The following is a 24,328-nucleotide window of genomic DNA, read 5'->3' as shown; positions in this document are numbered from 1 at the left end:
AGGATTACGCTGATTTTACTGATTTTACTTTTTGGATTTTTTGGATTTTATAACTGATTAAAATATTAGGGAGATATGAGCGAATATATCCGCTTATATCTCCCTGATCTTTTTAAAATCCAAAAAATCCAAAAAGTAAAATCAGTAAAATCAGCGTAATCCTGAGAAAGACAACCTCCGCGAAAATCTACGCTAAGATGCTCCGGCTGATAACGATGCGTTGTACTTCTGAGGTGCCTTCATAGATCTGGGTGATCTTGGCGTCGCGCATGAGGCGTTCTACGTGGTATTCCTTCACGTAGCCGTAACCGCCGTGAACCTGTACGGCTTCGGTGGTTACCCACATGGCGGTTTCAGAGGCAAAAACTTTGGCCATAGAGCTGCTAAGGGTATAGTCCTGGTCCTGGTCTTTATCCCAGGCGGCTTTGAGGCATAACAGGCGGGCGCCTTCTATGCGGGTGGCCATGTCTGCCAGCTTAAACTGGATGGCCTGGTGCTGGGATATTTCTTTACCGAATGCTTTTCTTTCTTTGGAATATTTCAGGGCCAGTTCATATGCGCCGCTGGCGATGCCGAGCGCCTGGGAGGCGATGCCGATACGACCGCCGGCGAGGGTTTTCATGGCAAATTTAAACCCGAAGCCGTCCTCTCCTATCCTGTTTTCCTTTGGCACTTTTACGTCCTGGAACATCACGCTGTGGGTATCGCTGCCGCGGATGCCGAGTTTATTTTCTTTGGCGCCGATAGTGATACCGGGCATTTCTTTTTCCACGATGAGGGCGTTGATACCTTTACTTCCTTTTTCAGGATGGGTTTGCGCCATTACCAGGTATACGCTGGCCGAGTTACCGTTGGTGATCCAGTTTTTGGTACCGTTGAGCAGGTAATGATCTCCTTTATCTTCTGCGATGGTACGCTGGGAGGTAGCATCAGAACCGGCTTCAGGCTCACTCAGCATAAATGCGCCTATTATCTGCCCGGAAGCCAGGGGTACCAGGTATTTCTGTTTTTGTTCTTCTGTACCAAAAGCTTCGAGACCCCAGCAAACAAGGGAGTTATTCACACTCATCACCACGGAGGCAGAGGCATCTATCTTAGAAATTTCTTCCATTGCCAGTACATATGAGATTGCGTCCAGTCCTGCCCCACCATATTTCGGGCTCACCATCATTCCCAGGAAGCCGAGTTCCCCCAGTTTTTTGATCTGTTCAGCAGGGAACTTCTGGTGTTCATCCCTTTCTATCACACCCGGCAGTAATTCCGCGACAGCAAAGTCGCGCGCTGCCTTTTGTATCATCAGATGCTCTTCCGTCAATTGAAAGTCCATGGTTTTAATTTTATGTGGTAATCCACTCAAATTATTTATAAATCATCAGCTAAAAAAATAGCCCGATTAAAATTCAACGTTGTCAACCAGAACAGGCGAAATATTGAACAAATCGCTACAATAACGCTACTGTATTGGATTTGATTCAGATATTATATACAAGTTTTTCACCATTACACGTTCTGCTGCTTTGGGCGTTCACATAAAATCCTGTAGCTTGCCTGTAATGCTATTTTTATGAAGAATATTAAAATAATAGAAGTAAAATCGGAAATAGGAGCAGGTACGCGTGGCGCCAGTTTGGGTGTGGATGCTATTAAGATCGCTGCGCTGGACTTTATGAGCAACTTTTTTGTACACTTTCCCACCGAGGCCATTGAAACGGAAAATAAGCTATTGTTTGAACCTATTGAATCGCCCTATGCCAAAAGGATCAAAGGTACTTTTAACATGTACGAGCGTATCAGCAAGAGTGTATGTGAAACGGTGAAAGCCAACTGGTTCCCGGTATTGCTTTCCGGCGACCACAGTACTGCCGGCGCAACGATTGCAGGCCTGAAGATGGCACATCCCAAAGCCAAGCTGGGCGTGATCTGGATAGATGCGCATGCTGATCTGCATACGCCTTATACCACCCCTTCCGGTAATATGCATGGTATGCCGCTGGCTACGGCTATTGCGGAAGATAATATGGATTGCAAGGTGCATGACCTGGATGAGAATACTGCCAAAATGTGGAATGCCTTAAAAAACATTGGCAAAATAGCGCCGAAGGTACTTCCGGAAGATATTGTATTTATTTCCCTGCGGGATTATGAGAAAGAAGAAGATTACCTGATCAAGCAATATGGTATGAAGGTGATCACTACCAGTGAAGTACGCCGGAAAGGGCCGGAAAATATTTCCCGTTCCGTGTTCCGTTACCTGAGTGATTGTGAGTACATCTATGTTTCTTTTGATGTGGACAGTCTGGATGCTTCCATTTCCAAGGGCACCGGCACGCCGGTAAGTAATGGACTGAGGGAGCGGGAAGCGGAGGATCTGATTGCCAAGTTCATGCAGCACCGTAAGATCTGTTGTTTTGAGATCACTGAAGTAAACCCTACACTTGACCGTGAAAACCTGATGGCAGAAATTGCCTTTAATATTTTACAGCGCAGCGTGAATGTGCTGATGATGAACTGATGTTTGTTATAATTTAAAGTAGGCGATAAGCCAGCCGGTGACTTCGCTGTAGCTGCGGATCCCTTTCTCTTGCTTATTAGCTTTGAGGTAGCGGTCGTACAGCAGGGAGGAATACGCATCTACTTTTCCCGTATAGGGTTCATAAAAATCGATGATCGCTTTATAGTCGGCTTTTACGCCGGGAAGCGCCCTTTTCCAGATGTTGCGGGCGAGGGTGGTATCGCGGAGGGCGAGCTGACGGACGCTATAAAGGAACATATCAAAATTGGCGGCATAACGGAAATGGCTATCCGGAATGCTGGTTGCCGCCAGGTAACCTACAAAGTTCGCTTCTTCTTCCGGTGCATAACCAATCTGGTGTGCAATTTCATGACAGGAAACAAATGGCAGCAATACATCCGGAACGGTGGTATTGACCTGTGCTTCGTTGGTAAACGGGTTAAGGTAGCCGGTAACACCGGGGTAATTAAGCCAGTGCCCGAACATAGCCGGTTTTATGCTGGGTGCTTTATAACGCAGGGCTGGCCAGGTTTTGGCGGCTGCGTCGTAAGCGGCGACGGCTCTTTCAAAAACAGGTTTGCCGGTGGTATCTGTTTTCATAGTGCCGGTGGTATCGCCGGTATTGGTTTTTTCCAGGTTGACGAGTTGCAGTAATGTATCCGATAATTGATAAAGCTGTTGCGTATTATAAGTGCCGGTAACAAGGTGTGTATCGCGGGTGAGTGAGTTGCGTTCGTAGTTAAAACCCCATAGCACGAGGAAGGCGAGATACACACTCAGCAGGAACTGAACACCGCGGAGCAGTTGAAAACCCAGGGCTTCCCAGCGTGCGCGGATGAGTTTATAACATAGTTTTAACAAATAGAGTATTCCTCCGATAATCCAGGCAGTATATATTACATCGCCAATACTGAATGGAACTATACCTGTTACTTGTCTGAACGCCAAACTACTCCAATCGTACCACCTATGGAAGTAGAAATCGCTGAAGCGGTTACTCCAGGCGAATAATCCTTTTAACAATAGTATAGCCGTAAGTGTTAGTACAATACGGACGATTTTCTTTTTAATCCGGACTTTTGTCTCCATATAATGTGGCGGAACATGATAGATGAAATTCTACAAAAACAGTTAAGCGCAGCACTTTCCGAACATTTGAAAGTAAAAATACATATTAATGATGCAAAAAGCGTGCATGGTGGCGATATTAACGAATCTTTTCGTATAGGCACCAACGAGGGGTATTTTTTTATTAAGATGAACGATGCGGGGAAGTACCCGGATATGTTTAAGCAGGAGTATGCGGGGCTGCTGGAGTTGCAGGCTGCCAAAGCATTGCATACGCCCAGGCCGCTGGGTTACGGGAGTGTGAACGGACGGGCTTACCTGTTGCAGGAGTTTTTGACGAAGGGGCAGGCTGTAGCTGATTTCTGGGACGACTTTGCTGTTTCGCTGGCGAAGCAGCATCATGTAACGCAGCCTCATTACGGGTATGCGGGTACCAACTATGTAGGAAGTTTGAAACAGTATAATACGCCGTACAGCAGCTGGCCGGTGTTTTATGCGTTCAACCGTTTATTGCCGCTGATCCGGATGGCTTATGACCAGCAGCTGGTAGACCGGCAGCTCGTGCAGCAGGTAGAGCGGTTGTGCCGCCGGTTGCCGCAGATATTCCCGGCAGAGGCGCCGGCGTTGCTGCATGGTGATTTGTGGTCCGGTAATTTTATGGTGGGGAGTAAGGGGCGGGCCAGTGTTTTTGATCCGGCGGTGTATTATGGTCACCGGGAAATAGACCTGGCGATGGCGCGGCTTTTCGGTGGTTTTGACACGCGGTTTTATTATGCATACCAGGCCGCTTATCCATTGCAGCCGGGGTGGCAGCAGCGGATAGGCATTTGCCAGTTATACCCGTTGATGGTACATTTCATCTTATTTGGCGGCAGTTATTACAACAGCATGAAAGAGGTGCTGCAATCGTATTGATTATTCGCCGGGGGAATCGATAAAATCGCGCATTTTGCCATATTCTTCTTCCACGAGCGGATAGTAGCGGTTTACATCTTCCCGTATTTCATCAAAAAGCCGGCAGATTTCTGTGCTGTGCAGTTCCTGGTTGATACGCAGGTAATTTTCCAGTTCCTGCATTTTGGCGCTGATCCAGGTGAGGCCTACCATGGCGAAATTCGGTTTTAGTTTATGTACCTGGAATTTCATGGCTTCCCATTCGTGGTTGTCCACCATTACCTGCAGTTTGGAGATTTCATCCCGGATGGTTCTGATAAAAATTTCAAAGAGGTCTGCGGCATAGGAAATATTGCTCTCATAGAGATCTGTGAGATATTTGACGTCCAAATCGTTGTTAAACTCAAATCCGCTTAAGTTCTGCACTTCTTCCATTATTAGTTCTGTTTCGTCTTCGTTGAGATATTTATTAAAAATCTGTAATAGCTGATCCGGTGTATAAGGTTTGGTGAGTATATCTGTTATTCCGGCGGCCCTTGCCATGATGGCGGTGCTTTCCATTGCTACGGCGGTGGTGGCGATTACCGGCGTGGCCACATTCGGTTGTTCCTCATCTCCTCTTATTTTTTGTGCCAGTTCCATGCCATTCATGCCGGGGATACGGATATCCATGAGGATAAGGTCGTATTGCCTTGATTCGAGGAACCAGGTAGCGTCCGGGCCATTGGTGGCGAGCTGGTAGTTGATCTTATATTTTTCCAGCAGGCTCATGATATAGCGCAGGTTCATCTGGTTATCTTCCACTATCAGTACCCTTGCGTCTTCAAATGAGCGTTGCAATAATTTCCTGCTCAGTTTACCGGCATTTGCCGTGAGTGGCCGGCGGCTATCCAGGAAGGGGATATTGAAGCTAAAGCAGGTATTAAAGCCGGGGAGTTCTTCCACGGTGATGGTACCGCCCTGAATTTCAACCAGTTGTTTAACGATGGCGAGTCCCAGGCCTGTGCCGCCGTATTTCTCGCGGATATCGCCTTCTGCCTGTTTGTAGTTCCGGAAGATGAGTTCCAGTTTATCCTTTTTGATGCCGATGCCGGTATCGGATACCCGGAAGCGTATCCAGAGTTTATTCTCCTGCCAGCTTTCCTGGGTAGCGGTAATGGCGATGATACCTTCGTTGGTGAACTTCTCTGCATTACCTAACAAATTGATTAGTATTTGGTTCAGTAGTACATCGTCGCCAATAAGCCAGGTATCGAGCGCCGCGTCCAGTTCGGCGGTTATTTTAACCGGGCGTCGTCCCAGTTTTAGTTCAAAAGTGTTGCGTAATGACTGGATCAGTTCACGGAGGTTGAATTCGCGTTGGTTAACCTGTATTTCGCGGGCTTCTATGCGTGAAATATCGAGAATATCGCTGACAATGCCCAGCAGTATGCCGGAGGAATTTTTGAGGATATTGACGTATTCCTGTTGTTGCGGGTCCAGGTGGGTTTCTTCCAGCAGGTGTGCCATGCCGATGATGGCATTGAGCGGTGTGCGGATTTCGTGGCTCATGCTGGCGAGAAAATCTTTCTGGGCGCGCTGGGCTTCTTCTGCCTGGCGGCGGGCTGTTTCCAGTTCCTGCTGCAGTTTTTTCTGATCCGTGATATCCATGTGGATGCCTGCTCCGCCGGTGATGTTGCCGTGGCGGTCGTAAATATTGGTGGAACTGGCGAGAATCCAGCGATTGGAGCCATCTTTCAGCTTTATTTCCATGTCGTATACGAGGGGTACATTTTCATCGAGGCGTTTTTTGCGGAGGGCGCGGGCGAAGGCGCGGTTGTTTTCCGGTACAAAAACGTCGGTGATGTTCCTGCCGATGAGTTCCTGTTCGTTATAGCCGGAGAGGCGGCAAAAGCTTTCGTATACGCGGGTGATATTACCTTTTACGTCGGTTTCGCACATAGCGGCGTTGAGATTATTGAGGATGACCCTGAATTTTTCCTCATTGCGTTTTATTTCTTCCTGGACATTGTGGCGGCGGGTGATATCGATGGCCTGCCAGATGCTGCCACTGAAAATTTCGCCGTTAAATACGGGGAGGTAGTTAATTTCCCAGATGTGGCCGTTGCGGAAGGGCACTTCCCAGCCGAACCAGGGCTTTTTTTCCCGGCGGAGGGATTTCATTTTGGCTTCAAGCGGCACATAATCGGCCACCATTGGTTTGAGGTAGCGGATCAGTTCAGGGTATGAGCAGTTCAGGGGGATATTTCCATCCATATACCGGCTGAATATGTCATTTACCCATATGCAGCGGTGCTTTTCGTTGGTCACGAGCAGGCCGGCGTTTGTGCTGTTGAGCCAGGCGGTTATGGGCAGGGAAAAGAGGTCCGGTGCGCCATTTAATGGCACGCCGGTACTACCAGTTATTTTCTTACTGTATTTTCCTGTGGCCTTCATCGTTTTGATGGAATGGGGATACGGGTTTTCAATAAATTCGTTGAATTGTGAAAATCAGGTATAAGATAAAAGCTAATTACGTACCTTTGCGCCTCACGCCTGGATGCCACAACATCAATATGGCTGATATTTTATGATATAAATATATATATAAATAAGATATCGTTGGTGAACAAATTTATGAAATTTTTGCAATTGCAAATATTTAATTACCTTTGCATCCCTCTAAAAGTGAGGATATTGATATGAAACCACTCCGCGAATTTGATATAGCCTTTGTTGGATTAAACCCAGGGGAACATTCATTTCACTATGCTATCGGGGAGCGTTTCTTTGATAATTTCGAGGAGCCGAGGGATTTCAGTGATTGTGAGGTGAGTGTAAATCTCACTTTAGACAAGAAGAGTAACTTCTTCTTACTGAAATTTGCGATAGGTGGTAAGGTAACCGTTACCTGCGACCGGTGTGGAGAGCCCTTTGAGATGCAGCTATGGGATGATTTTAACCAGATAGTAAAGCTGGTGGAGAATCCGGAAGAGCTGGCAAGTGGAGAAGAAGATCCGGATGTATCGTATATACTGAAGACAGAGAGCCATTTGAACGTGGCAGAATTTATATACGAGTTCATCCATCTGAGCATTCCAATGCAACGTATACATCCCGACAATGCGGACGGCAAAAGCGGGTGTAATCCGAAAGTGATTGAAATGCTGGAGCAAATGAACCAGCAGGCAAAAGAAAACGATAACCCAATCTGGAAAGGATTGGATAAATTTAAGGACAATTAAAAATTAAATAAAATGCCAAATCCTAAACGCAGACATTCTCAGCAAAGATCAGCAAAGAGAAGAACGCATTATAAGGCGGTAGCGGATACATTAAGCACAGACAGCGCAACCGGTGAAGTGCACCTGAGACACCGTGCTCATTGGGTGGAAAACAAACTGTACTACAGAGGAAAAGTAGTGTTGGAAAAACAGAGCGCAGCTAAATAATAAATTATTTTACTATTTTTACCCGAGCTAACAAGAACAAACCTTGAGTTACATGAGAATCGGGCTTGATATGATGGGTGGCGATTTCGCTCCCACAGAAGCAGTAAAAGGAGTAAAATTATATTTAGACACTGTTGCATCTGAGGTGCATCTGGTTTTAATTGGAGACGAACAACAGTTAGCTCCTTTAATTGCAGCCGCACAGCTGGACCAATCAAAATATTCAGTTGTTCATTCATCCCAGGTAATCGGGATGGATGAACACCCTACCAAGGCGCTGAAAGAGAAGCCACAATCCTCCATCTCTATCGGTTTTCATTTATTGAAGAATGAAAAAATAGATGCTTTCATCAGCGCAGGTAATACCGGCGCCATGATGGTGGGCACCTATTATTCCATTAAAGCCATAGAGGGAGTGCAACGTCCTACTATATCTACTCTGGTACCCCGTGAAAACGGCACGTACGGCCTCTTGCTTGACGTAGGTATCAACGCCGACTGCAAACCTGAAAACCTGGCACAATTTGCCCTTCTCGGATCCCTATATTCCAAACATATTCTTCAGGTACCCAATCCTAAAGTTGGTTTACTGAATATCGGCGAAGAAGAAGGCAAAGGCAACCTGCTTGCGCAGGCAACTTACCCGCTGTTAAAAGAAAGCAAACAAATTAATTTCGTCGGCAACATTGAAGGAAGGGATATCCTCTCCGAAAAAGCAGATGTAATTGTATGCGAAGGCTTTACCGGAAACATCGTACTTAAGATGGCCGAATCATTCCATGAAATTGCGCTGAGACGTAATATCCAGGATGACTACATGAAGAAATTTGACTCTGAATCATATGGCGGTACTCCCGTTTTAGGCGTTTCCAAACCAGTAATTATTGGTCATGGTATTTCCCAGGAAACTGCCTTTAAAAACATGATACAACTGTCGCAGCAAATGATCGAAAGTAAACTGCTGGAAAAAATTAAAGAAAGCTTTGTAGCGAAAGACGACGCACAACAGCAGTAAACAGCAAGAAATTATTTTGAAGACGCTCTGGTATTCCAGGGCGTCTTTTTTTTTGCGGGGATCGCCGATCGCCTTCGGCGATGTAAATTGTCTTGGAGCAGGATTACGCTGATTATACTGATTGCACTGATTTGATTATGTTTTGATTTTACTTTGAGTTTGTGGATAGAAGCGGGTTTTGTCTTTCTCGCTGATTACGCTGATTATACTGATTTACTTTTTGGATTTTTTTTGATTTTATAACTGATTTAAATATCCGGGGAGAGATGAGCGAATAGATCCGCCTATATCTCCCCGATCTTTTAAAATCATTTATAAAATCCAAAAGTAAAATCAGTATAATCAGCGTAATCAGCGAGAAAGACAAAACCCGCTGCATTAGCGCCCTTGCAGTGGCAGCTTTACGTAGAACGTAGTGCCTTCGTTCAGCTTCGTTTCGAACCAGATCTCCCCTCTTGCCTGTTCAGCGATGTTTTTACACATGGCCAGTCCGAGGCCGGTGCCGGACGACTTGGTGGTGAAGTTGGGAACGAAAATGCGGGATTGAATCTCTGTGGAAATGCCTTCGCCATTGTCGGATACGCTCACGATCACGTGATTGTCGGACGTCATTTGCAGCCGTACCACGATCTGTCCTTTACGGTCGTCGGGGATGGCCTGGATGGCATTCAGCAACAGGTTGGTGAACAGCCTGTTCATCTGGGTTTTATCTGCAAATACATAAAAATCGTGTGCGGGTTGTATGTAGGTAACTTCACAATCTTCATGCCCCTGGTACAAGGAGGTGAGGGAATACAATACTTCATTGAGCAGGAATTCTTCGTTGTTGGGTTCACCGATGCGGGCAAAGGCAGAGAAGTCGGACGCAATATTAGACAGGTGTTCAATCTGTTCCACCAGTGTGCCGGCTACTTTGCGCGACAACTCCTTTACATTGGGAGAATCGCCGGCGATAGCGCGTTGCAGGTATTGAATGCTCAGCTTCATGGGCGTGAGCGGGTTCTTGATTTCATGGGCTACCTGCCGCGCCATTTCACGCCAGGCCCCTTCCCTTTCGCTTTTAGCCAGGCGTACCGCACTTACTTCCAGCTTGCGCACCATTTTATTGTATTCTTTTACCAGCGCGCCGATCTCATCATCTTTATCCCATTCTATTTCATCGTTGCGCTGACCCAGGTTTACGTGCCGGAGCTTTTCTGTTACCAGCGAGAACGAGCGGGTGATGGAATTGGTGATCAGCAACGCCACCATTCCCGCAATGAGGAAAATGAAAGCGTTGAAATTGATGAGGGCCACGAGGAAGTTCGAGATCTGCTGGTTCAATTCCGTTTGTGTGGCGAAATAAGGAACGTTCAGGTAAGCGATCACTTCATGTGTATCATGATTGCGCAACGGCATGTAACCCGACAGGAACGGCATCACCCCAATGTATTCTGTATGGATAAACTGGATCTGTTCCAACCGGTATAAGCTGTAGAAGGCCTGCGGATCTATCTTCGTGGAGATTAAACCTTTATCGGTCATCATCGGCTGCGTGGTTTGCTGCAGGTTGCCATCACGGTCGTAGATATTAATATCCAGGGCCCTTTCATTGGCAATATCCGAGAGGGAGGCCGACAGCTTTTTCATCAGTTCTGAATCATACATATCCCCTACCTGGTCCAGGTCGCGTTGGTTTTCCAATACCTTTTCCACATCTTTCGATACCTCCCTCATGGTTTTGCTGAGCCTTTCCCGGTTCTGCATTTCCGAGCGGTAGATAAAGAATTTGATGGTGGTGATACCCAATATCAGGAAGGAGAAAATAACAACAAAGATGATGGTGCCATGTACTTTTTTGCGGATGCTGATATTGATCAGTGCCCGGAGGTTGCTGATCCGCATTCTTGCTTTGATGAGCAGGTCGAATGCTTTATATACGGCGATGATGAGCAGGAACAGGCAGAACATGTAGGCGAACAGGGTGATGAATTCCACGAACATCCTGTTTTCCTTTACCACTATCACTACTTTTTCGGGGGTAGCGCGGTAGATCAGTTCTGAATAACCTTTGATGGATTTTACGGTAACATCTGCGGCTGGCAGTTCATGCGCATATAAACGGACCGGGAACGGGAAGTCATTGTTATTGCTTACGAGAATGCCTTTATCGTATACGGCAAATGAATAAGCGCCTGCGTATTCGCGGCCCGGATCGCTCATATCCCCTTCCACCAGCAGTTCCGGATAAAGCCGTTCGCTGCTTACCGGCTTTGGCGCCAGGGTGTATACCAGCCAGCCGGTAACTTCCCCGTTGGCGTTGTGAAACTCTTTTTTTGCGATATAGCTGTAGTCGTTGAAGCTGCGTTCATAATAATACAGGTCGTTGCCGGGCACCAGTGCAGGAGAGGCTTCCGATTCGGTAAATATCTGCCGGTTAAAAGTTAACAAGCTAACGGTATCCGAAGAAAACAGGGAGGCGCCGTTTTCGTCATATGCATAAATGTTCACCCGGAAGCGGCTCAGGTAGCCCTGGAAGTATTTGGGCAGGAGCAGGGTGTCGAACGCCGACTTACGGTGGATCCTGCTGCTGCGGTCCTGGAAAAAAAACTGGATGGCCTCATCATGTTCTATCTTTTTACCGATATCATTCAGCAGCATTTCCAGGTAAGGGTCCTTTTGCTTGGACAGGTCTTCTGCGAGCTTCTGACGGGCATACAGCTCCTTATGATTGTTATAATGTACCAGTGCGCCGGAGGTGGTGATGGTGAGCAGGAAGAGCCAGAAGAGAAAGGGTACGGTGGCCATACTGCTTTCAAAGCGATCTGCGAGAAAATCGAGCAGCACGATGTAAATCAGCAGCCAGATCACCATTGTAACCGAAAACGGCAGTTCGGGGTTATGGATACGGAACAGCAGCCAGATGATCCCTACAGCCGCCAGCCAAATGTATTTGGTGCGGTACTGGAAATTGGTGAGTTCATTCAGCAGGTAGTTGATGATCTGGGAGAAGAACAAAAAGCTGAAAGATATAAAGCCCAGTACCATGAAGCCGATAATGCTGTAGATGATACTGTATTCTGTAAGACTGAAGGGGTTGGTAACATCGAAAGAGATCTTGGAATCTATTACAAGGCTCTGGATGAGGTCTGCCAGGAATTGCTCCACGATATAGAGGATCAGGCTGGCGATGATGATCACCACGCTTTGCGCCCATCTTTTTTTGAGCACCGGCGGGTTGATGGTTTTTACGTGTTCCCGGAAGAAGAGGACCATCCAGAAGGTGAGTAATACGTTGATCAGCAGATCGCCGAGTGAGTAAAAGATTTCATCTTTTGCATAGATCCTGGGATCGAAGATATTGAGTTCCTTCAGGTTAAACGGAAACGGGTATACGTAGCTGAGCACCCGCATACCGAACACGATAAGGAACAGGAACAGGAAGCCATACAGCGGGTTGGTGCTTTTTGCCAGCAGGGTGGCAAAGAGGTTGAGGAATATCAGTACGCAGATACAGCCCAGCACCCGCAGCAATATGCTCAGGTTGTTGGAGGGATGTACGTGCATGCCGGTGTTGTAATCGAGGAAGAACAGCGTTTGTTCCTGCCCGTTATTTACCGGCAGGATAATATGTTCCGGCACCACCAGGGCGGGTTGTTCCCGCAGGATGCTGTACTCCTCTCCCAGTTCTTCCTTGTCATAAAAGTGATTGACGAGGTAGTTGTTCTTAATGGCATATTCCATGCGGACCGGAATGGCTGCCACCAGGTATTGGGCGTGGCCCGGGGCTGATTTCACCCTCCGGGTGATGACTTCGTAATAGCCATTTTTCAGCTTCATGAACCGCTCGCCGTTTTCCAGTGACGTTTGCAGTTCTTCCGGCTGTACCTGGCTGGTATTCCAGAACGTAAGCCAGATGCCGGTGTTATTGGAATCGTAGGCAAAGAGGTAGTACTCCATGCCGGTAAGTTTGTCCAGTGTTTTCTGGTCGTAGCTGCGCCGGAGGAGCGAGGCGGTGAGGCCGGTATCTTTAACGAGTTTTTCGAATGTTTTTTCGCGTTGGTGGATACTCTTTTCCATGCTGCGCTTCACGCCTTGCGGGGACGAGTAGTACGACCAGTAGTTACTGAACAGGAAAGCGAAGGTAAACAACCAGGCTGCAATGATCAGGAGATAGCCATGTCGCAGGAAAAAAAGCCGTATTTCTTTAGTATCGATCAATGCGGGTGTATTAAGGAACGATTTATAATTGCTCTGTGGCTTTCACCTTATTCCAGAGTGTATCCATTTCCGTTAAGGTCATATCGTTGAGGGTACGGCCCTGTTCCAGTGCCAGTACTTCCATTGCCTGGAAGCGGCGCTGGAACTTTTTATTGGTGCGTTCGAGGGCATTTTCCGCGTCGATATTAAGGAACCTGGAATAGTTCACCAAAGAGAACATCACGTCGCCGAATTCATCTTCCATATCATTTATATTCCCGCTGCTCACTGCTGCTTCCAGTTCATTTACTTCTTCTTTTACCTTATCCCACACCTGTGCGGTATTATCCCATTCGAAGCCGGTTTGTTTGGCTTTTTCCTGGAGGCGCATGGCCTTTACAAGCGCGGGGAGCGACAAGGGAACGCCACTGAGCACGGATTTCTTACCTTCTTTCAGTTTAAGTTTTTCCCAGTTTTGTTTTACCTGGTCTTCCGTATCGGCTTTTACATCGCCATAAATGTGCGGATGGCGGTGGATGAGTTTATCGCATACGCCGTTTATCACGTCGTTTATATCAAATTTTTGCTGTTCCGAGCCTATTTTGGCGTAGAACACGATATGGAGGAGGATATCCCCTAGTTCTTCTTTGATGGACTTCCAGTCTTCATCGGTGATGGCATCTGCCAGCTCATAGGTTTCCTCGATGGTGAGCTGACGAAGCGTTTGAATGGTTTGCTTGCGGTCCCAGGGGCACTTTTCCCTTAAATCGTCCATGATCTGCAGGAGGCGATCAAATGTAGCTGTCTTTTCCATATTTTGTAAAAATAGGGATCATTTGGGGATTTTAATATTCATAGATGATTCCGGGCAGGAACGGGTCCGGAGAACCAAATGCGGACGTGTAAAAATGGGGAATACTTTTTCTTGGTAAAAAGGCCATTTTAGTTACATTTGCGAGCTATTAAATGGTAGCGATTTCATGGTTTGGAGATGGTAATTTTTGTAATTATTGTGGTTACAAAACCGGCATCTGGCAATCAAAAAATCCCAAAATGTATTGATTTATGAATCCGAAACACATTGCGCTTATTTCATCGGAGTTGGGTATTTCCGGTAAACAGGCAGAAAACACCATGGCCCTGTTATCTGAAGGTTCAACGGTTCCATTCATCAGTCGTTACCGTAAAGAGGTAACGGGAAGTCTGGATGAGGTGCAGATAGGCCGTATTGAAGACCTGCAGAAGCGTTATAAGGAGGTGGATGACCGTCGTGATTTTATTATCAAAACGATCACTGAGCAGGAAAAAATGACGCCTGAGTTATTATCCAAAATAGAAAACACCTGGGTACTGGCAGAGCTGGAAGACATTTACCTGCCTTACAAGCCTAAGCGTAAAACCCGTGCCACAGTGGCCATTGAGAAAGGCCTGGAACCGTTGGCTACCCTGTTGTTTGAGCAGCAGGACGGTGATATTTCAGCGGCGGAAACATTTATCAATGAGCAGGTAGCTACGTCTGAAGAGGCGTTGAAAGGTGCGCGTGATATTATTGCGGAGTGGATCAATGAAAACGCGGAGTGCCGTGATAAGCTGCGTAAGTTATTTGCCAATACCGGCAAGCTAACGTCTAAAGTAGTAGAAGGAAAAGAAGCCGAAGGCGATAAATATAAAGACTATTTCGAGTTTTCAGAAGATCTGCGGGAGATGCCTTCTCACCGGGTGCTGGCAATATTGCGTGCGGAGCACGAGGGTATCCTGTTCAGCTCTATTGCGCCGGTAGAGGAAGATGCCAATGCATTGATCAGCAAACAATTTGTGACAGGTAAAGGCAAGGCCGCAGAACAGGTAACCAAAGCGGCGGCAGATGCTTACAAGCGTTTGCTGCGTCCTTCCCTGGAGAATGAGTTCCGGACAGCTGCAAAAGAAAAAGCGGACCAGGAAGCAATCGAAGTATTTGCGGAAAACCTGCGGCAGCTGTTGCTGGCAGCGCCACTGGGACCAAAGGGCGTTATTGCCATTGACCCGGGTTACAGAACAGGTTGTAAAATAGTAGCGCTGGATAACCAGGGCAATATGCTGGACAACGATGTTATTTTCCCGCTGGAAAAAAATTACAAAAGAGATGATGCAGAAGCCCTGCTGAAGAAGTGGGCAGCTAAATATGATACCGAAGCTATTGCTGTGGGCAATGGTACTGCGGGCCGTGAAACAGAAGAGTTTGTGAAGAAGATTGATTTTGGCAAAAAGATCAATGTGTTTATGGTGAATGAAAGTGGCGCATCTGTATATTCTGCTTCAGAGGTGGCCCGTGAGGAGTTCCCGGAGCATGATGTAACAGTGCGTGGCGCTATTTCCATTGGCCGCAGGCTGATAGATCCGCTGGCCGAACTGGTGAAGATAGATCCGAAAGCTATTGGTGTGGGACAGTACCAGCATGATGTGAACCAGTCGTCGTTGAAACAGAGCCTGGACCGTGTGGTGGTGAGCTGTGTGAACAATGTGGGTGTGAACCTGAACACGGCATCCAAGCACCTGCTGGCGTATATTTCCGGTTTGGGCCCTTCCCTTGCGGAGAACATTGTAAAGTACCGTAAAGAAAACGGCGCATTCAGCAACCGTATGCAGCTGAAGAAAGTGCACCGTTTAGGGGATAAAGCGTTTGAGCAATGCGCGGGCTTTTTGCGTATTGAGAATGGCGATAACCCGTTGGATAATTCAGCGGTGCATCCGGAGCGGTATGACCTGATCAAGGAAATGGCGGCCAAACAACACAGCACTGTACAGGATCTGATGGGCAAAGAAGAGCTGCGCAAGCAAATTAACCCGAAGGATTATGTGAGTGCCGAAGTAGGTTTACTGACTTTGGAAGATATCCTGAAGGAGCTGGCTAAGCCTAGCCGTGATCCGCGCGACGAGATCTCTATTTTTGAATATGCCGAAGGCATTCATAAGATGGAAGATGTGAAGCCGGGGATGGTGTTGCCGGGCGTGGTGACCAACATTACTGCTTTTGGTGCATTTGTGGATATTGGTGTAAAGCAGGATGGGCTGGTGCATATTTCCCATCTCTCCAATAAATTTATCAGCAATCCTAATGAAGCGGTTAAACTGAATCAGAAGGTGCAGGTGACGGTACTGGAAATTGATGTGGCGCGTAAGCGTATTTCCTTATCGATGAAAGACAACGAGAAAGGCGGTGGCGGCGGTTCCCAGCAGCAGGGAGCCAGAAGGGAGCCCCGCGGCGAGCAGCCGCATCAGCAGAAGAAAGTGAATAAGCCGGCGGCTAAAGAGGCGCCGCTGAACGACTTCCAGGCTAAGCTGGCCGCGTTGAAGAATAAGTTTGATAATTAAGATAAAGAAAGAAGGAAGGCCGGTGGTCTTCCTTCTTTCTTTCAGCGTTCATATTTCTGCATCCACTGCAGGAATTTTTCCGGGTAGTCGGTATCTCCTTTTTCGCTGAAGAGCATGAGACTCCTGTTCACGGTGAAGCCGATGTAAATGATGTCCCGATCCATATCTATGGCAATAACAGCTTCATCATAGCCTGATTTTCCGGGCATATATCCTTCGTTAAAAAGTATTTTATTTTCCACTTCTATGGGTGGTGTTACTTTTAATCTTTCAAAAAAAGATTTGCGGGCTTTACCTATCAATGCGTTAAGCCTGCTTTTCAGTGGCTCGGCTTCAAAAAGACCGCTTTCCATGGCATATTTGCCATCGAATTGCAGGAAACTGTTCCAGGAAGCGACCATGTCTGTCTGAATAGTATCGCCACCAGCGATCATGGTATCGGTAGGTGGCAGGTTAGACTGGTCGGCCAGTACAATCGCCCTTACTTTCTGGGCGGGGCTATTACATGCAAACGCGCAGATAGTGAGCGATAAAAGTGATGCAACAGGAATCCTTCTCGCACTCATGGTTAAATTTTTTTTGTGATACTAAAGGGGGCGAACAACAACTATCGGGTACCACTTTTCCCGGCAGTTAACAGCATTATTTATCAGTGGAAGGTTAACAAGTCACATATTAAAAATAATGGTTTTCAATAAAGTTCCGGGCTATTTGCCCTTAAATACAGGAGGTCTTTTTTCAATAAACGCCTGCATGCCTTCCTTCTGATCTTCAGATGCAAAGAGAAGATAAAAATTTTTACGTTCAAAATGTAATCCTTCTTCCAGGCTGGTGTCAAAAGTTTTTAAAACGGCTTCTTTGGCCATTTTAAGGGCTACCGGACTCATGGCGGCTGTTTCCGCAGCAAGTTTTATGGCTTCCTGCAGGAACAGTTCCACGGGCACGATACGGTTAATAAGTCCGGCCCGGAGTGCTTCTTCCGCCGTAATAAAGCGGCCGGTCAGCACCATTTCCATGGCGAGGGCTTTTCCTACCGCGCGGGTAAGGCGCTGTGTACCGCCGGCGCCGGGCATCACGCCGAGTTTTATTTCCGGTTGTCCGAAGCGGGCTGTTTCGCTGGCTACAATCATATCGCAGAGCATCATGAGTTCGCAGCCGCCGCCCAGGGCGAAGCCGCTAACGGCGGCTATAATGGGTTTCTTTATTTTTTTTATAGTGTCCCAGGTGCTGAACTGATCGATATTATACATGTCTATGGCCGATTTCCCGGCCATTTGTTTAATATCAGCGCCTGCGGCGAAGGCTTTTTCGTTGCCGCTGAGAACGATTACCCGTACTTCATCGTCCGCATCCAGGGCTTTGAGGGCATCTCTCAGTTCGCCCATGAGTTGCAGGTTTAATGCATTCAGTTCTTTTGGGCGGTTTAATTGGATGTGGGCAACATAGGGCGCCACTTGCTGGTGTATGATAATAAATTCCGGTTGCATCTTTTAAAGTTAAAGAAATATCATAAACATCAGTAAAATGTAGATGAGGAATACGATGCCTGTTGACATCCCATAAGCTATGCTCAGCACAATGCCTTTCAGCAGGGATTTCCTGAAGCTTTGCTGGTAATTGTTCCAGAGCGCCAGCACCAGGTAAATGAAGATGATCCACCAGCCTATGGTCATAAAGATATCGTTATGGAAAATAAATTCCAGGAGAAGCCCGGTGAGGCCGATAATAAAGCTAAAGGAATGCAGGTGGATGGCAAAAATGGCGTGGTCGGCATACAGCCATTTTTTCTGCTTGCGGTACATCCACGTCATGAACAGGGCAAAAAGCGGCAGCAGGACAAACATCAACTTGGGCACATTATGGTTGAACATTTCAATAATGGCCTTTTTGGAGTCTTCTCCATATTTCTGGCGCACGCCGATAATCCGCCGGTATACCGACTTTTCTGCGCCGTGAAGGCGTTCCGAGTCAGGCAATTGCCGTTGCGCCGCATCAAATTCTTCCACTGTATGATAGCGGTTCATATTCTTCTTTATACTGGTGGGAGAAGAATCAGAGAGCGCCTGGTCCAGGGTTTCAATGCCTGTTTTCACGGTATCGCCATTGTTTGCCTGGGTCAGGGAGCGTTCCGTAACGAATTCGCCGGATTCCTTTTCGTTGCCGTGTTGCAATGTAAACAGGCCAAAAAAGAAAACGAAGGATATAAAGACGTATAATTTTATCGGGTTGACGTAGCGTACTCTTTTGCCAGCCATATATTCCCTGGAAAGGAATCCTGGTCTGAAAAGCAGGTATTTGAGGGTAGTGAGGAACTGGGAATCGTAATGAAAGATATCTGCCACGAAGTGTTTAACCAGGTGGGTGAATGTTTCATGTGGTACGGTATTTTCCTGTCCGCAGTGTGTGCAATACCGTTCAGGGACTTCTGTGCCGCAGTTCAGGCAATTTTTCTCCTTACGTAAAGGTTGTGATTTCAAGAGATTTAGATATTTTTGGTTGTAACAGCAGGCAAGATAAAAAAGAAATGATGAATTATAGCCGGTTAAAGTCCGGTTAAAAAATTTTAATATGATTTTTGCGTTTTACCTTTGAACATTCAAAAATCAGCGATTTTACGGGCATGAAGAAAACGATCCTACTGGCACTGAGTATACTGGCATTTGCGGCCAGGGGTTTTAGTCAATATTACTTCCAGGACATTTACAACACGCAGCAAACCGTAGCGACTATGGCGCTGCTAAAGGAAAACAAGGTAAAAACGCAGCAGGTGCTGACGCTGGATGCAGATATGCAGCCGGACCGGGACTTCCGTTGTGAACGCAACCTGAATCCCACATACCGGCAGATGAGGGCGCAGACACAGTCCAGCTCCACCGGTTATTCGGCTATGACTTCTACGTTTTCTGCGAAGGGGCAGTTGACCAGAACAGTAGACAGTTCCGGTGCAAGTGTGACTACCACGCAGTACCGTTACGACGAAGGGGGGCGGCTGCAATATATCAGCAGCACTTCCATTGCGCGAGATAGTAAGCTTCGTTTTGATGAAAGCCGGACGTACCGTTATGATACGGCGGGACGGTTACAGCAGTTGATACAGCGTAAGGGCGGCGACTCCACGGTGGTAGCGTTTAAAACCGACAGTGCGGGGAATGTGATTGAAGAGCTGGATACGCGTCGTGGGACGAAGATCTATTATAACTACGACAAGGCGGGGCGGCTCACAGATGTGTACCGTTATCAGCCTGCGAAGAAGCGTATGTTGCCGGACTATATTTTTGAGTATAATGCGCAGGGAAAGCTGGTGAAGATGACTACCGTTAACGCACAAACGTCGTCGTATACAATCTGGCAGTATGAATATCAGCCGAATGGATTACCTTTGAGTGAAACGTGCTATGGCAAAGGGAAAGAGTTGTTAGGGATGGTGAAATACGGCTATGAGCTGAATCCCTGATGCAGTTTAAAAAAAAGGCATTCGTAAAATATTTTAATTCAACGTTAAAAAAATTTTGCAGCTTCGAAAAGATTCCTATCTTTGCAATCCCAACAAAAAAAGTTCTTATTAATAACGCGAAAGTAGCTCATTTGGTAGAGCACGACCTTGCCAAGGTCGGGGTGGCCGGTTCGAGCCCGGTCTTTCGCTCTGATTATTCCCTACAGACCCTGGTGGTGGAATTGGTAGACACGCGGGACTTAAAATCCCGTTCGCAGCAATGCGAGTGACGGTTCAACTCCGTTCCGGGGTACTTCTCAGGAGTGACACTTCTGAAAGAGAGGTCTCATCGAAATCGATGAGACCTTTTTCTTTTAAAATCAATGCGTTATACCTGAAGACTCCTTCGATAGTAGCGGTTCGATATAGCCTCGCTTTAAACACCAGATTATGTTTGAACACCTTCTTAATTAAAGATTACTTTTCTGATAAATCATTTTCAGGTTCATTCATCCATTTCTCTTCCTGGTTGTGAATTTTCTGTTCGACTCTCTCTCGTTGTTTTTCTCCTTCTGGCAGTATTTTTAAACTTTTCTTGAAATGGTCCTTTAGCCCGTCCTTGCATTCAGTAACTATATGGTCCACCTGTTTTTCAGAAAAACTTAAAAGCTCCATCATAGTATGCAATTTCTCACCTGGAAAATTATCGCTCTTATGATGCTGGCATCTGTAATACAGATAATATTTATTTCTACCTTTTGAATAGGCTGCTGTCATAGGAGTACCACATCAACACCTCAAAATACAGGCAGCCGGCAACTGGCAAAAAGTGCAAATAAAAAACGCTTTCATATAAAAACGCTCTTAATATTCGGACGTAAATTAGCTGGTGCAGGCAGGCCAACCGAAGGATATTATTAATTTTACAAACAATCTTTACCAGCACTGTTATGCCAGTGGGCTCCCGGTGTTCAATTCTATCCCGTTTATGACGCGAATATTAGCAATTATTATCAGTTTCATATTGATCCCCGATCTATGTTTTTCACAAAATGGTATCCTACACAACCGGGCTTCCAAAATAATTACAATTACCACTCCTGATCAAAAGCTTTCCATCAGGATCGACTATTCAAAGGGATGCATTATTAAACAGGTAAACCTGAAAAATAAAAATACGATATCATCTTCGGGCGTATACACCAGTATCACTGCAGGAAGTGGGACCGCCTCATCTGCTGATCAAACAGGCGATATTAAAATAACAAATACCCCGAAAGGCATATCGCTAAGTGGTATCACCTATGGAACCGGGGCGCTTCAAATTAAAGAAACATGGGACTTTACCAGCAAAGGAGATAAAATAACCTGGGATATTACCCGCAACTATAGCACAACAACCGACCTGGAAGACATGGCCTTTCCAAAATGGAATTTTACAGATCTATCCGTTTGGAAAGGAGGAATTATTGATAACGGCGGGATGGTTTGGTGCAAATACCTAAAACAAATTAACGATACCTATGGCGTTCATACCGGTGGCGTAACATTCTGGAATGCTGATTCGGGAGATGCGTTAAGGATATCGCCTCAACCAGGAAGCGCAAATAAAATGGCTTCAAAATATTCCCACAGCGAAAATGGCGAATTCACTTTTACACAATTGCTAACTGACTCCAAATTGCAGCAACGCCATCACCTGAGCCGCTTCGTATCACAAAAGTACGATGTATTTGCTCCCTTCCAGGTAAAAAAAGGACGCGTAAAGTTAAGCCTGGAACTACAATACATTGATTACAATAAGGAATATGCAAGAGGAACGCTTCCCGGTATTGATGCAACAGCAGTACGCGAGCTTTTAAATACAACCGGGCGGTATGGCGTGGTAGACAACAATATAGTAGGCGCAAATGGCTGGCTCACCAACTGGAAATGTCTCCATGAGCCATTTTTTGCGCAGATCGGGATGGCATTGAATGATCCACACTATATAAAAAACCTGGCCGCAACATTGGACCAGGAAAGAGATCAGGCGATGTTCAACGATGGTCGTGTGTTATCCCGCTGGCATAATGTACCCGGTGATGAAATTCCCGGCACATATAACCCGCAAACAGGCTATTATGAAGCCATGTGGGGATATACCATTGACTCACAAACGGGCTATGTGATCAATACTAGCGAACTGTTTGAATTGAATGGTGACCTGCAATGGCTGCGTGCACATCAAGCAAGCTGTGAAAAGGCGCTGGACTGGCTGATAAAACGGGATTCCAACAACAACGGGATCTATGAAATGATGAATAACGGCGTAGCGGAAAAAAAGGCAAGCGACTGGTTAGACATTGTTTGGGCAAGCTTTGAAAACGCTTTTGTAAATGCGCAATTATACGAAGCATTAACGCTATGGGCCAAATGTGAAACGATTTTAAGCAATCATAAAATGGCCGGCCATTATTCAGCGATAGCCGCCCGTCTTAAAAGTGCATTTAATAGGCCGGTTGATGAAGGCGGCTTCTGGTCGCCGGACAAACAGCAGTATGTGTACTGGCGTGATAAAGACAACACCATTCATGGCGATAACCTGGTTACTCCTGTAAATTTCGCTGCCATTGCCTTTGGATTGTGTGACGACAAGGAACGAATAAAACTTATTCTTGATCAGATAGAACAAAGAACAACGGCAGAACACCTGTTTCACTGGCCGCTTTGCTTCGATTCCTTTAAAAGAGAAGAGGTAAGCGATGGCAACTGGCCTTTCCCTAAATATGAAAACGGGGATATATTCCCAACATGGGGATATCTTGGTATCAACGCCTATGTGAAATATGATAAGCACATTGCGCTTAAATTCATTAATCATCTCCTTGATCAGTATAAAAAAGACGGACTCTCTTCCCAGCGCTACAGCAGAACAACCCAACTTGGACTGGGGGATGATATCCTGGCTGGCATCTGTACCAGCATTACAGCGTTATACAAGGATATTTACGGCCTTCGTCCAAAATGGAACAGGATGGGGCTGGAACCCAATATGCTTGAAACCCTGAACGGAACGAAGTTTTCATATATCCACAGGCATACCGTTTATCACCTTGAATTGAGCGTTAATGATTATTTAATGAGCACCGGTAGCTTTTCTGTAAAAAGCAGCGAACCTTTTGGTGCGGATAAAAGCGGGAACACGCTTAAGTTCTACCCTGGTAATAAAGATACTGCGCAACTCCTGGTTCGTGCAGATCCGGGCAACCGTATTGACATGAAAATTACTTCGTGGAAGAATGATGTATTTGCATGGACTATTTCATCACACGGCAACTATCAATTCACCATTAATGGATTGCAACCAGGCTCAAAATATGAAGTAGTAACAAACAAAGATATTACCCGGCTTCAGGCGAATAACAATGGCAGCATTTCCCTGAATAAACATTGTAGTACGCCTGTTAACTTTTCCATCAGGAAAACATCTCATTAAACTCCTCTTTTCAATCCAACATAAACATATAAAACCGGGGCCCTGAAAGAACCCCGGTTTTATATGTTTTACACAGTTTATGGAATGTACTTTGAATCAGCATTACCTGATGGGCCTATTGAACCCCGGCTGTATAAATCAGCGGGTTCTGTGCATCATCATCCAGCAGATCCCCGACTTTCAACCTGGTTACCTGCGCATCACTTAATATATTCTTTATGCCGTTAAATCTAGCGCCATCAGGCATATAAGCGCAAGTCATCGCTCTGCGGAAGCCATTGGTCATATTGGCCCCGGCGCCGTGTATTGTTAAACCATTATGAAAAGAACAGCTACCCGCCTTCATGGGTGCAGCAACAGCGCTTCTAGTTACAAGTTGCGGGTAAACCTGGAATATTGCATCCATATTTTTCCCGATACCCTGGTTTTCAAAACCGGTTTCATGATAAGACCCGGGAATAAAATACAGACAACCGTTTTCATTTGTAGCGTCGTCTAAAGCTACCCATATTGATAGTGCCCGCTTATCGGTGAACGACCAGAAAGGCGTATCCAGGTGCCACGAAGTAGGATTGGCCCAGGGACGTTTTATGAGCACCTGGTCATGCCAGATCCGGGTACCATCCCACCCTGCTAATTCTGCGGCCATTTTGCCCAATCTCTCATCAAGCATAATCTGCCTTGCCGCATCGTTTGTTTGCCAGATATTAATCATCTGGTCAAACACCTTTCCAAAATATTCACTTTCCTTATTGATCCCGTCGTCTTCCCCCATTTTTTTATCACTGCCGGGCATTTTCCTGCCATCCCTCTGTTCAACGGCCTCCGTAATAACCTGCCGCCAATGGGAAAGTTCTTCCTGGTTAAGAAAGTTCTCAATTAATAAAAATCCATCTTCCCGATAAGATTGAATCTGCTTTTGCGTGAGTAACGTGTTCATATAGCTGCAACTTTTTGAAAAATATCA

Annotated in this window: 18 protein-coding genes and 2 tRNA genes; 10 read left to right on the top strand and 10 right to left on the bottom strand. The window is 46.2% G+C overall.

Translation table 11 applies throughout. The features are described from left to right. Window positions 1-187: 187 nt before the first annotated feature. Window positions 188-1,327, bottom strand: coding sequence for an acyl-CoA dehydrogenase (locus tag QFZ48_RS19485; RefSeq protein ID WP_370907990.1), 1,140 nt, complete (start codon window positions 1,325-1,327; stop codon window positions 188-190). Between the two features lie 237 nt (window positions 1,328-1,564). Between QFZ48_RS19485 and QFZ48_RS19480 the strand changes: the two genes are divergently transcribed. Beyond that, window positions 1,565-2,512: an arginase gene (locus QFZ48_RS19480; protein WP_079473296.1), complete on the top strand. Its 948-nt coding sequence runs from the start codon at window positions 1,565-1,567 to the stop codon at window positions 2,510-2,512. A 6-nt stretch (window positions 2,513-2,518) separates the two neighbouring features. Here QFZ48_RS19480 and QFZ48_RS19475 read toward each other — a convergent pair whose 3' ends face one another. Further along, the gene (locus QFZ48_RS19475; RefSeq protein ID WP_429050426.1) at window positions 2,519-3,601 is read right to left on the bottom strand and encodes a DUF3810 domain-containing protein; all 1,083 of its coding nucleotides are present in this window, start codon (window positions 3,599-3,601) and stop codon (window positions 2,519-2,521) included. Window positions 3,602-3,616: 15 nt separating this feature from the next. On the opposite strand from QFZ48_RS19475, the gene QFZ48_RS19470 reads away from it, so the two are divergent. Further along, the gene (locus QFZ48_RS19470; protein ID WP_429063299.1) at window positions 3,617-4,495 is read left to right on the top strand and encodes a fructosamine kinase family protein; all 879 of its coding nucleotides are present in this window, start codon (window positions 3,617-3,619) and stop codon (window positions 4,493-4,495) included. On the opposite strand, the gene QFZ48_RS19465 is transcribed toward QFZ48_RS19470, so the two are convergent. Further along, the gene (locus QFZ48_RS19465; protein WP_429063298.1) at window positions 4,496-6,910 is read right to left on the bottom strand and encodes a PAS domain S-box protein; all 2,415 of its coding nucleotides are present in this window, start codon (window positions 6,908-6,910) and stop codon (window positions 4,496-4,498) included. Window positions 6,911-7,155: 245 nt separating this feature from the next. Here QFZ48_RS19465 and QFZ48_RS19460 point away from each other — a divergent pair, with 245 nt between their 5' ends. From QFZ48_RS19460 to plsX, 3 genes are read left to right on the top strand one after another with little or no spacing between them, the layout of a single operon-like run. After that, window positions 7,156-7,698, top strand: a complete 543-nt coding sequence (locus tag QFZ48_RS19460; RefSeq protein WP_370907994.1) for a YceD family protein — start codon at window positions 7,156-7,158, stop codon at window positions 7,696-7,698. A 12-nt stretch (window positions 7,699-7,710) separates the two neighbouring features. Continuing rightward, window positions 7,711-7,905 carry a 50S ribosomal protein L32 gene (gene rpmF / locus QFZ48_RS19455; protein ID WP_079473289.1) on the top strand — a complete coding sequence of 65 codons (195 nt, stop codon included), beginning with the start codon at window positions 7,711-7,713 and terminating at the stop codon, window positions 7,903-7,905. 52 nt (window positions 7,906-7,957) lie between these two features. After that, a complete protein-coding gene (gene plsX, locus QFZ48_RS19450; RefSeq protein WP_370907995.1) occupies window positions 7,958-8,920 on the top strand; it encodes a phosphate acyltransferase PlsX in 963 nt (320 codons plus the stop codon). Between the two features lie 378 nt (window positions 8,921-9,298). On the opposite strand, the gene QFZ48_RS19445 is transcribed toward plsX, so the two are convergent. Both QFZ48_RS19445 and mazG read right to left on the bottom strand, forming a co-directional pair. Beyond that, window positions 9,299-13,120, bottom strand: coding sequence for an ATP-binding protein (locus QFZ48_RS19445; protein WP_429050429.1), 3,822 nt, complete (start codon window positions 13,118-13,120; stop codon window positions 9,299-9,301). Window positions 13,121-13,142: 22 nt separating this feature from the next. Beyond that, complete coding sequence (gene mazG, locus QFZ48_RS19440; RefSeq protein WP_429050430.1) at window positions 13,143-13,913, bottom strand: nucleoside triphosphate pyrophosphohydrolase; 771 nt, start codon at window positions 13,911-13,913, stop codon at window positions 13,143-13,145. Window positions 13,914-14,164: 251 nt separating this feature from the next. On the opposite strand from mazG, the gene QFZ48_RS19435 reads away from it, so the two are divergent. Further along, a complete protein-coding gene (locus tag QFZ48_RS19435; protein WP_429050431.1) occupies window positions 14,165-16,450 on the top strand; it encodes a Tex family protein in 2,286 nt (761 codons plus the stop codon). Window positions 16,451-16,491: 41 nt separating this feature from the next. On the opposite strand, the gene QFZ48_RS19430 is transcribed toward QFZ48_RS19435, so the two are convergent. From QFZ48_RS19430 to QFZ48_RS19420, 3 genes are all read right to left on the bottom strand, one after another. Continuing rightward, window positions 16,492-17,016, bottom strand: coding sequence for a hypothetical protein (locus QFZ48_RS19430; RefSeq protein WP_370907999.1), 525 nt, complete (start codon window positions 17,014-17,016; stop codon window positions 16,492-16,494). Between the two features lie 141 nt (window positions 17,017-17,157). Continuing rightward, entirely contained in the window at window positions 17,158-17,937 is a 780-nt protein-coding gene (locus QFZ48_RS19425; protein WP_429050432.1) for an enoyl-CoA hydratase-related protein, read from the bottom strand. Window positions 17,938-17,946: 9 nt separating this feature from the next. Further along, window positions 17,947-18,927 (bottom strand): DUF3667 domain-containing protein, encoded by a 981-nt coding sequence (locus QFZ48_RS19420; protein ID WP_429050433.1) that lies wholly within the window; start codon window positions 18,925-18,927, stop codon window positions 17,947-17,949. A gap of 143 nt (window positions 18,928-19,070) precedes the next feature. Between QFZ48_RS19420 and QFZ48_RS19415 the strand changes: the two genes are divergently transcribed. From QFZ48_RS19415 to QFZ48_RS19405, 3 genes are all read left to right on the top strand, one after another. Next, window positions 19,071-19,904, top strand: a complete 834-nt coding sequence (locus tag QFZ48_RS19415; protein WP_429050434.1) for an RHS repeat domain-containing protein — start codon at window positions 19,071-19,073, stop codon at window positions 19,902-19,904. Window positions 19,905-20,020: 116 nt separating this feature from the next. Beyond that, window positions 20,021-20,093 (top strand) — tRNA-Gly (locus QFZ48_RS19410). Between the two features lie 17 nt (window positions 20,094-20,110). Next, window positions 20,111-20,196: transfer RNA gene (locus tag QFZ48_RS19405), tRNA-Leu, on the top strand. Between the two features lie 164 nt (window positions 20,197-20,360). Here QFZ48_RS19405 and QFZ48_RS19400 read toward each other — a convergent pair. After that, the gene (locus tag QFZ48_RS19400; protein WP_429063297.1) at window positions 20,361-20,660 is read right to left on the bottom strand and encodes a hypothetical protein; all 300 of its coding nucleotides are present in this window, start codon (window positions 20,658-20,660) and stop codon (window positions 20,361-20,363) included. Between the two features lie 211 nt (window positions 20,661-20,871). Here QFZ48_RS19400 and QFZ48_RS19395 point away from each other — a divergent pair, with 211 nt between their 5' ends. Next, window positions 20,872-23,361, top strand: coding sequence for a hypothetical protein (locus tag QFZ48_RS19395; protein ID WP_429063296.1), 2,490 nt, complete (start codon window positions 20,872-20,874; stop codon window positions 23,359-23,361). A gap of 115 nt (window positions 23,362-23,476) precedes the next feature. Here the strand turns inward: QFZ48_RS19395 and QFZ48_RS19390 are convergent, their stop codons facing one another. Beyond that, the gene (locus QFZ48_RS19390; protein WP_429050437.1) at window positions 23,477-24,301 is read right to left on the bottom strand and encodes a phytanoyl-CoA dioxygenase family protein; all 825 of its coding nucleotides are present in this window, start codon (window positions 24,299-24,301) and stop codon (window positions 23,477-23,479) included. Window positions 24,302-24,328: the final 27 nt, after the last annotated feature.

Source organism: Chitinophaga sp. W2I13, assembly GCF_050434005.1.
Taxonomy (GTDB): Bacteria; Bacteroidota; Bacteroidia; order Chitinophagales; family Chitinophagaceae; genus Chitinophaga.
Note: the sequence above shows the minus strand (reverse complement) of the source record. Positions and strands in the feature narration are given on the sequence as shown.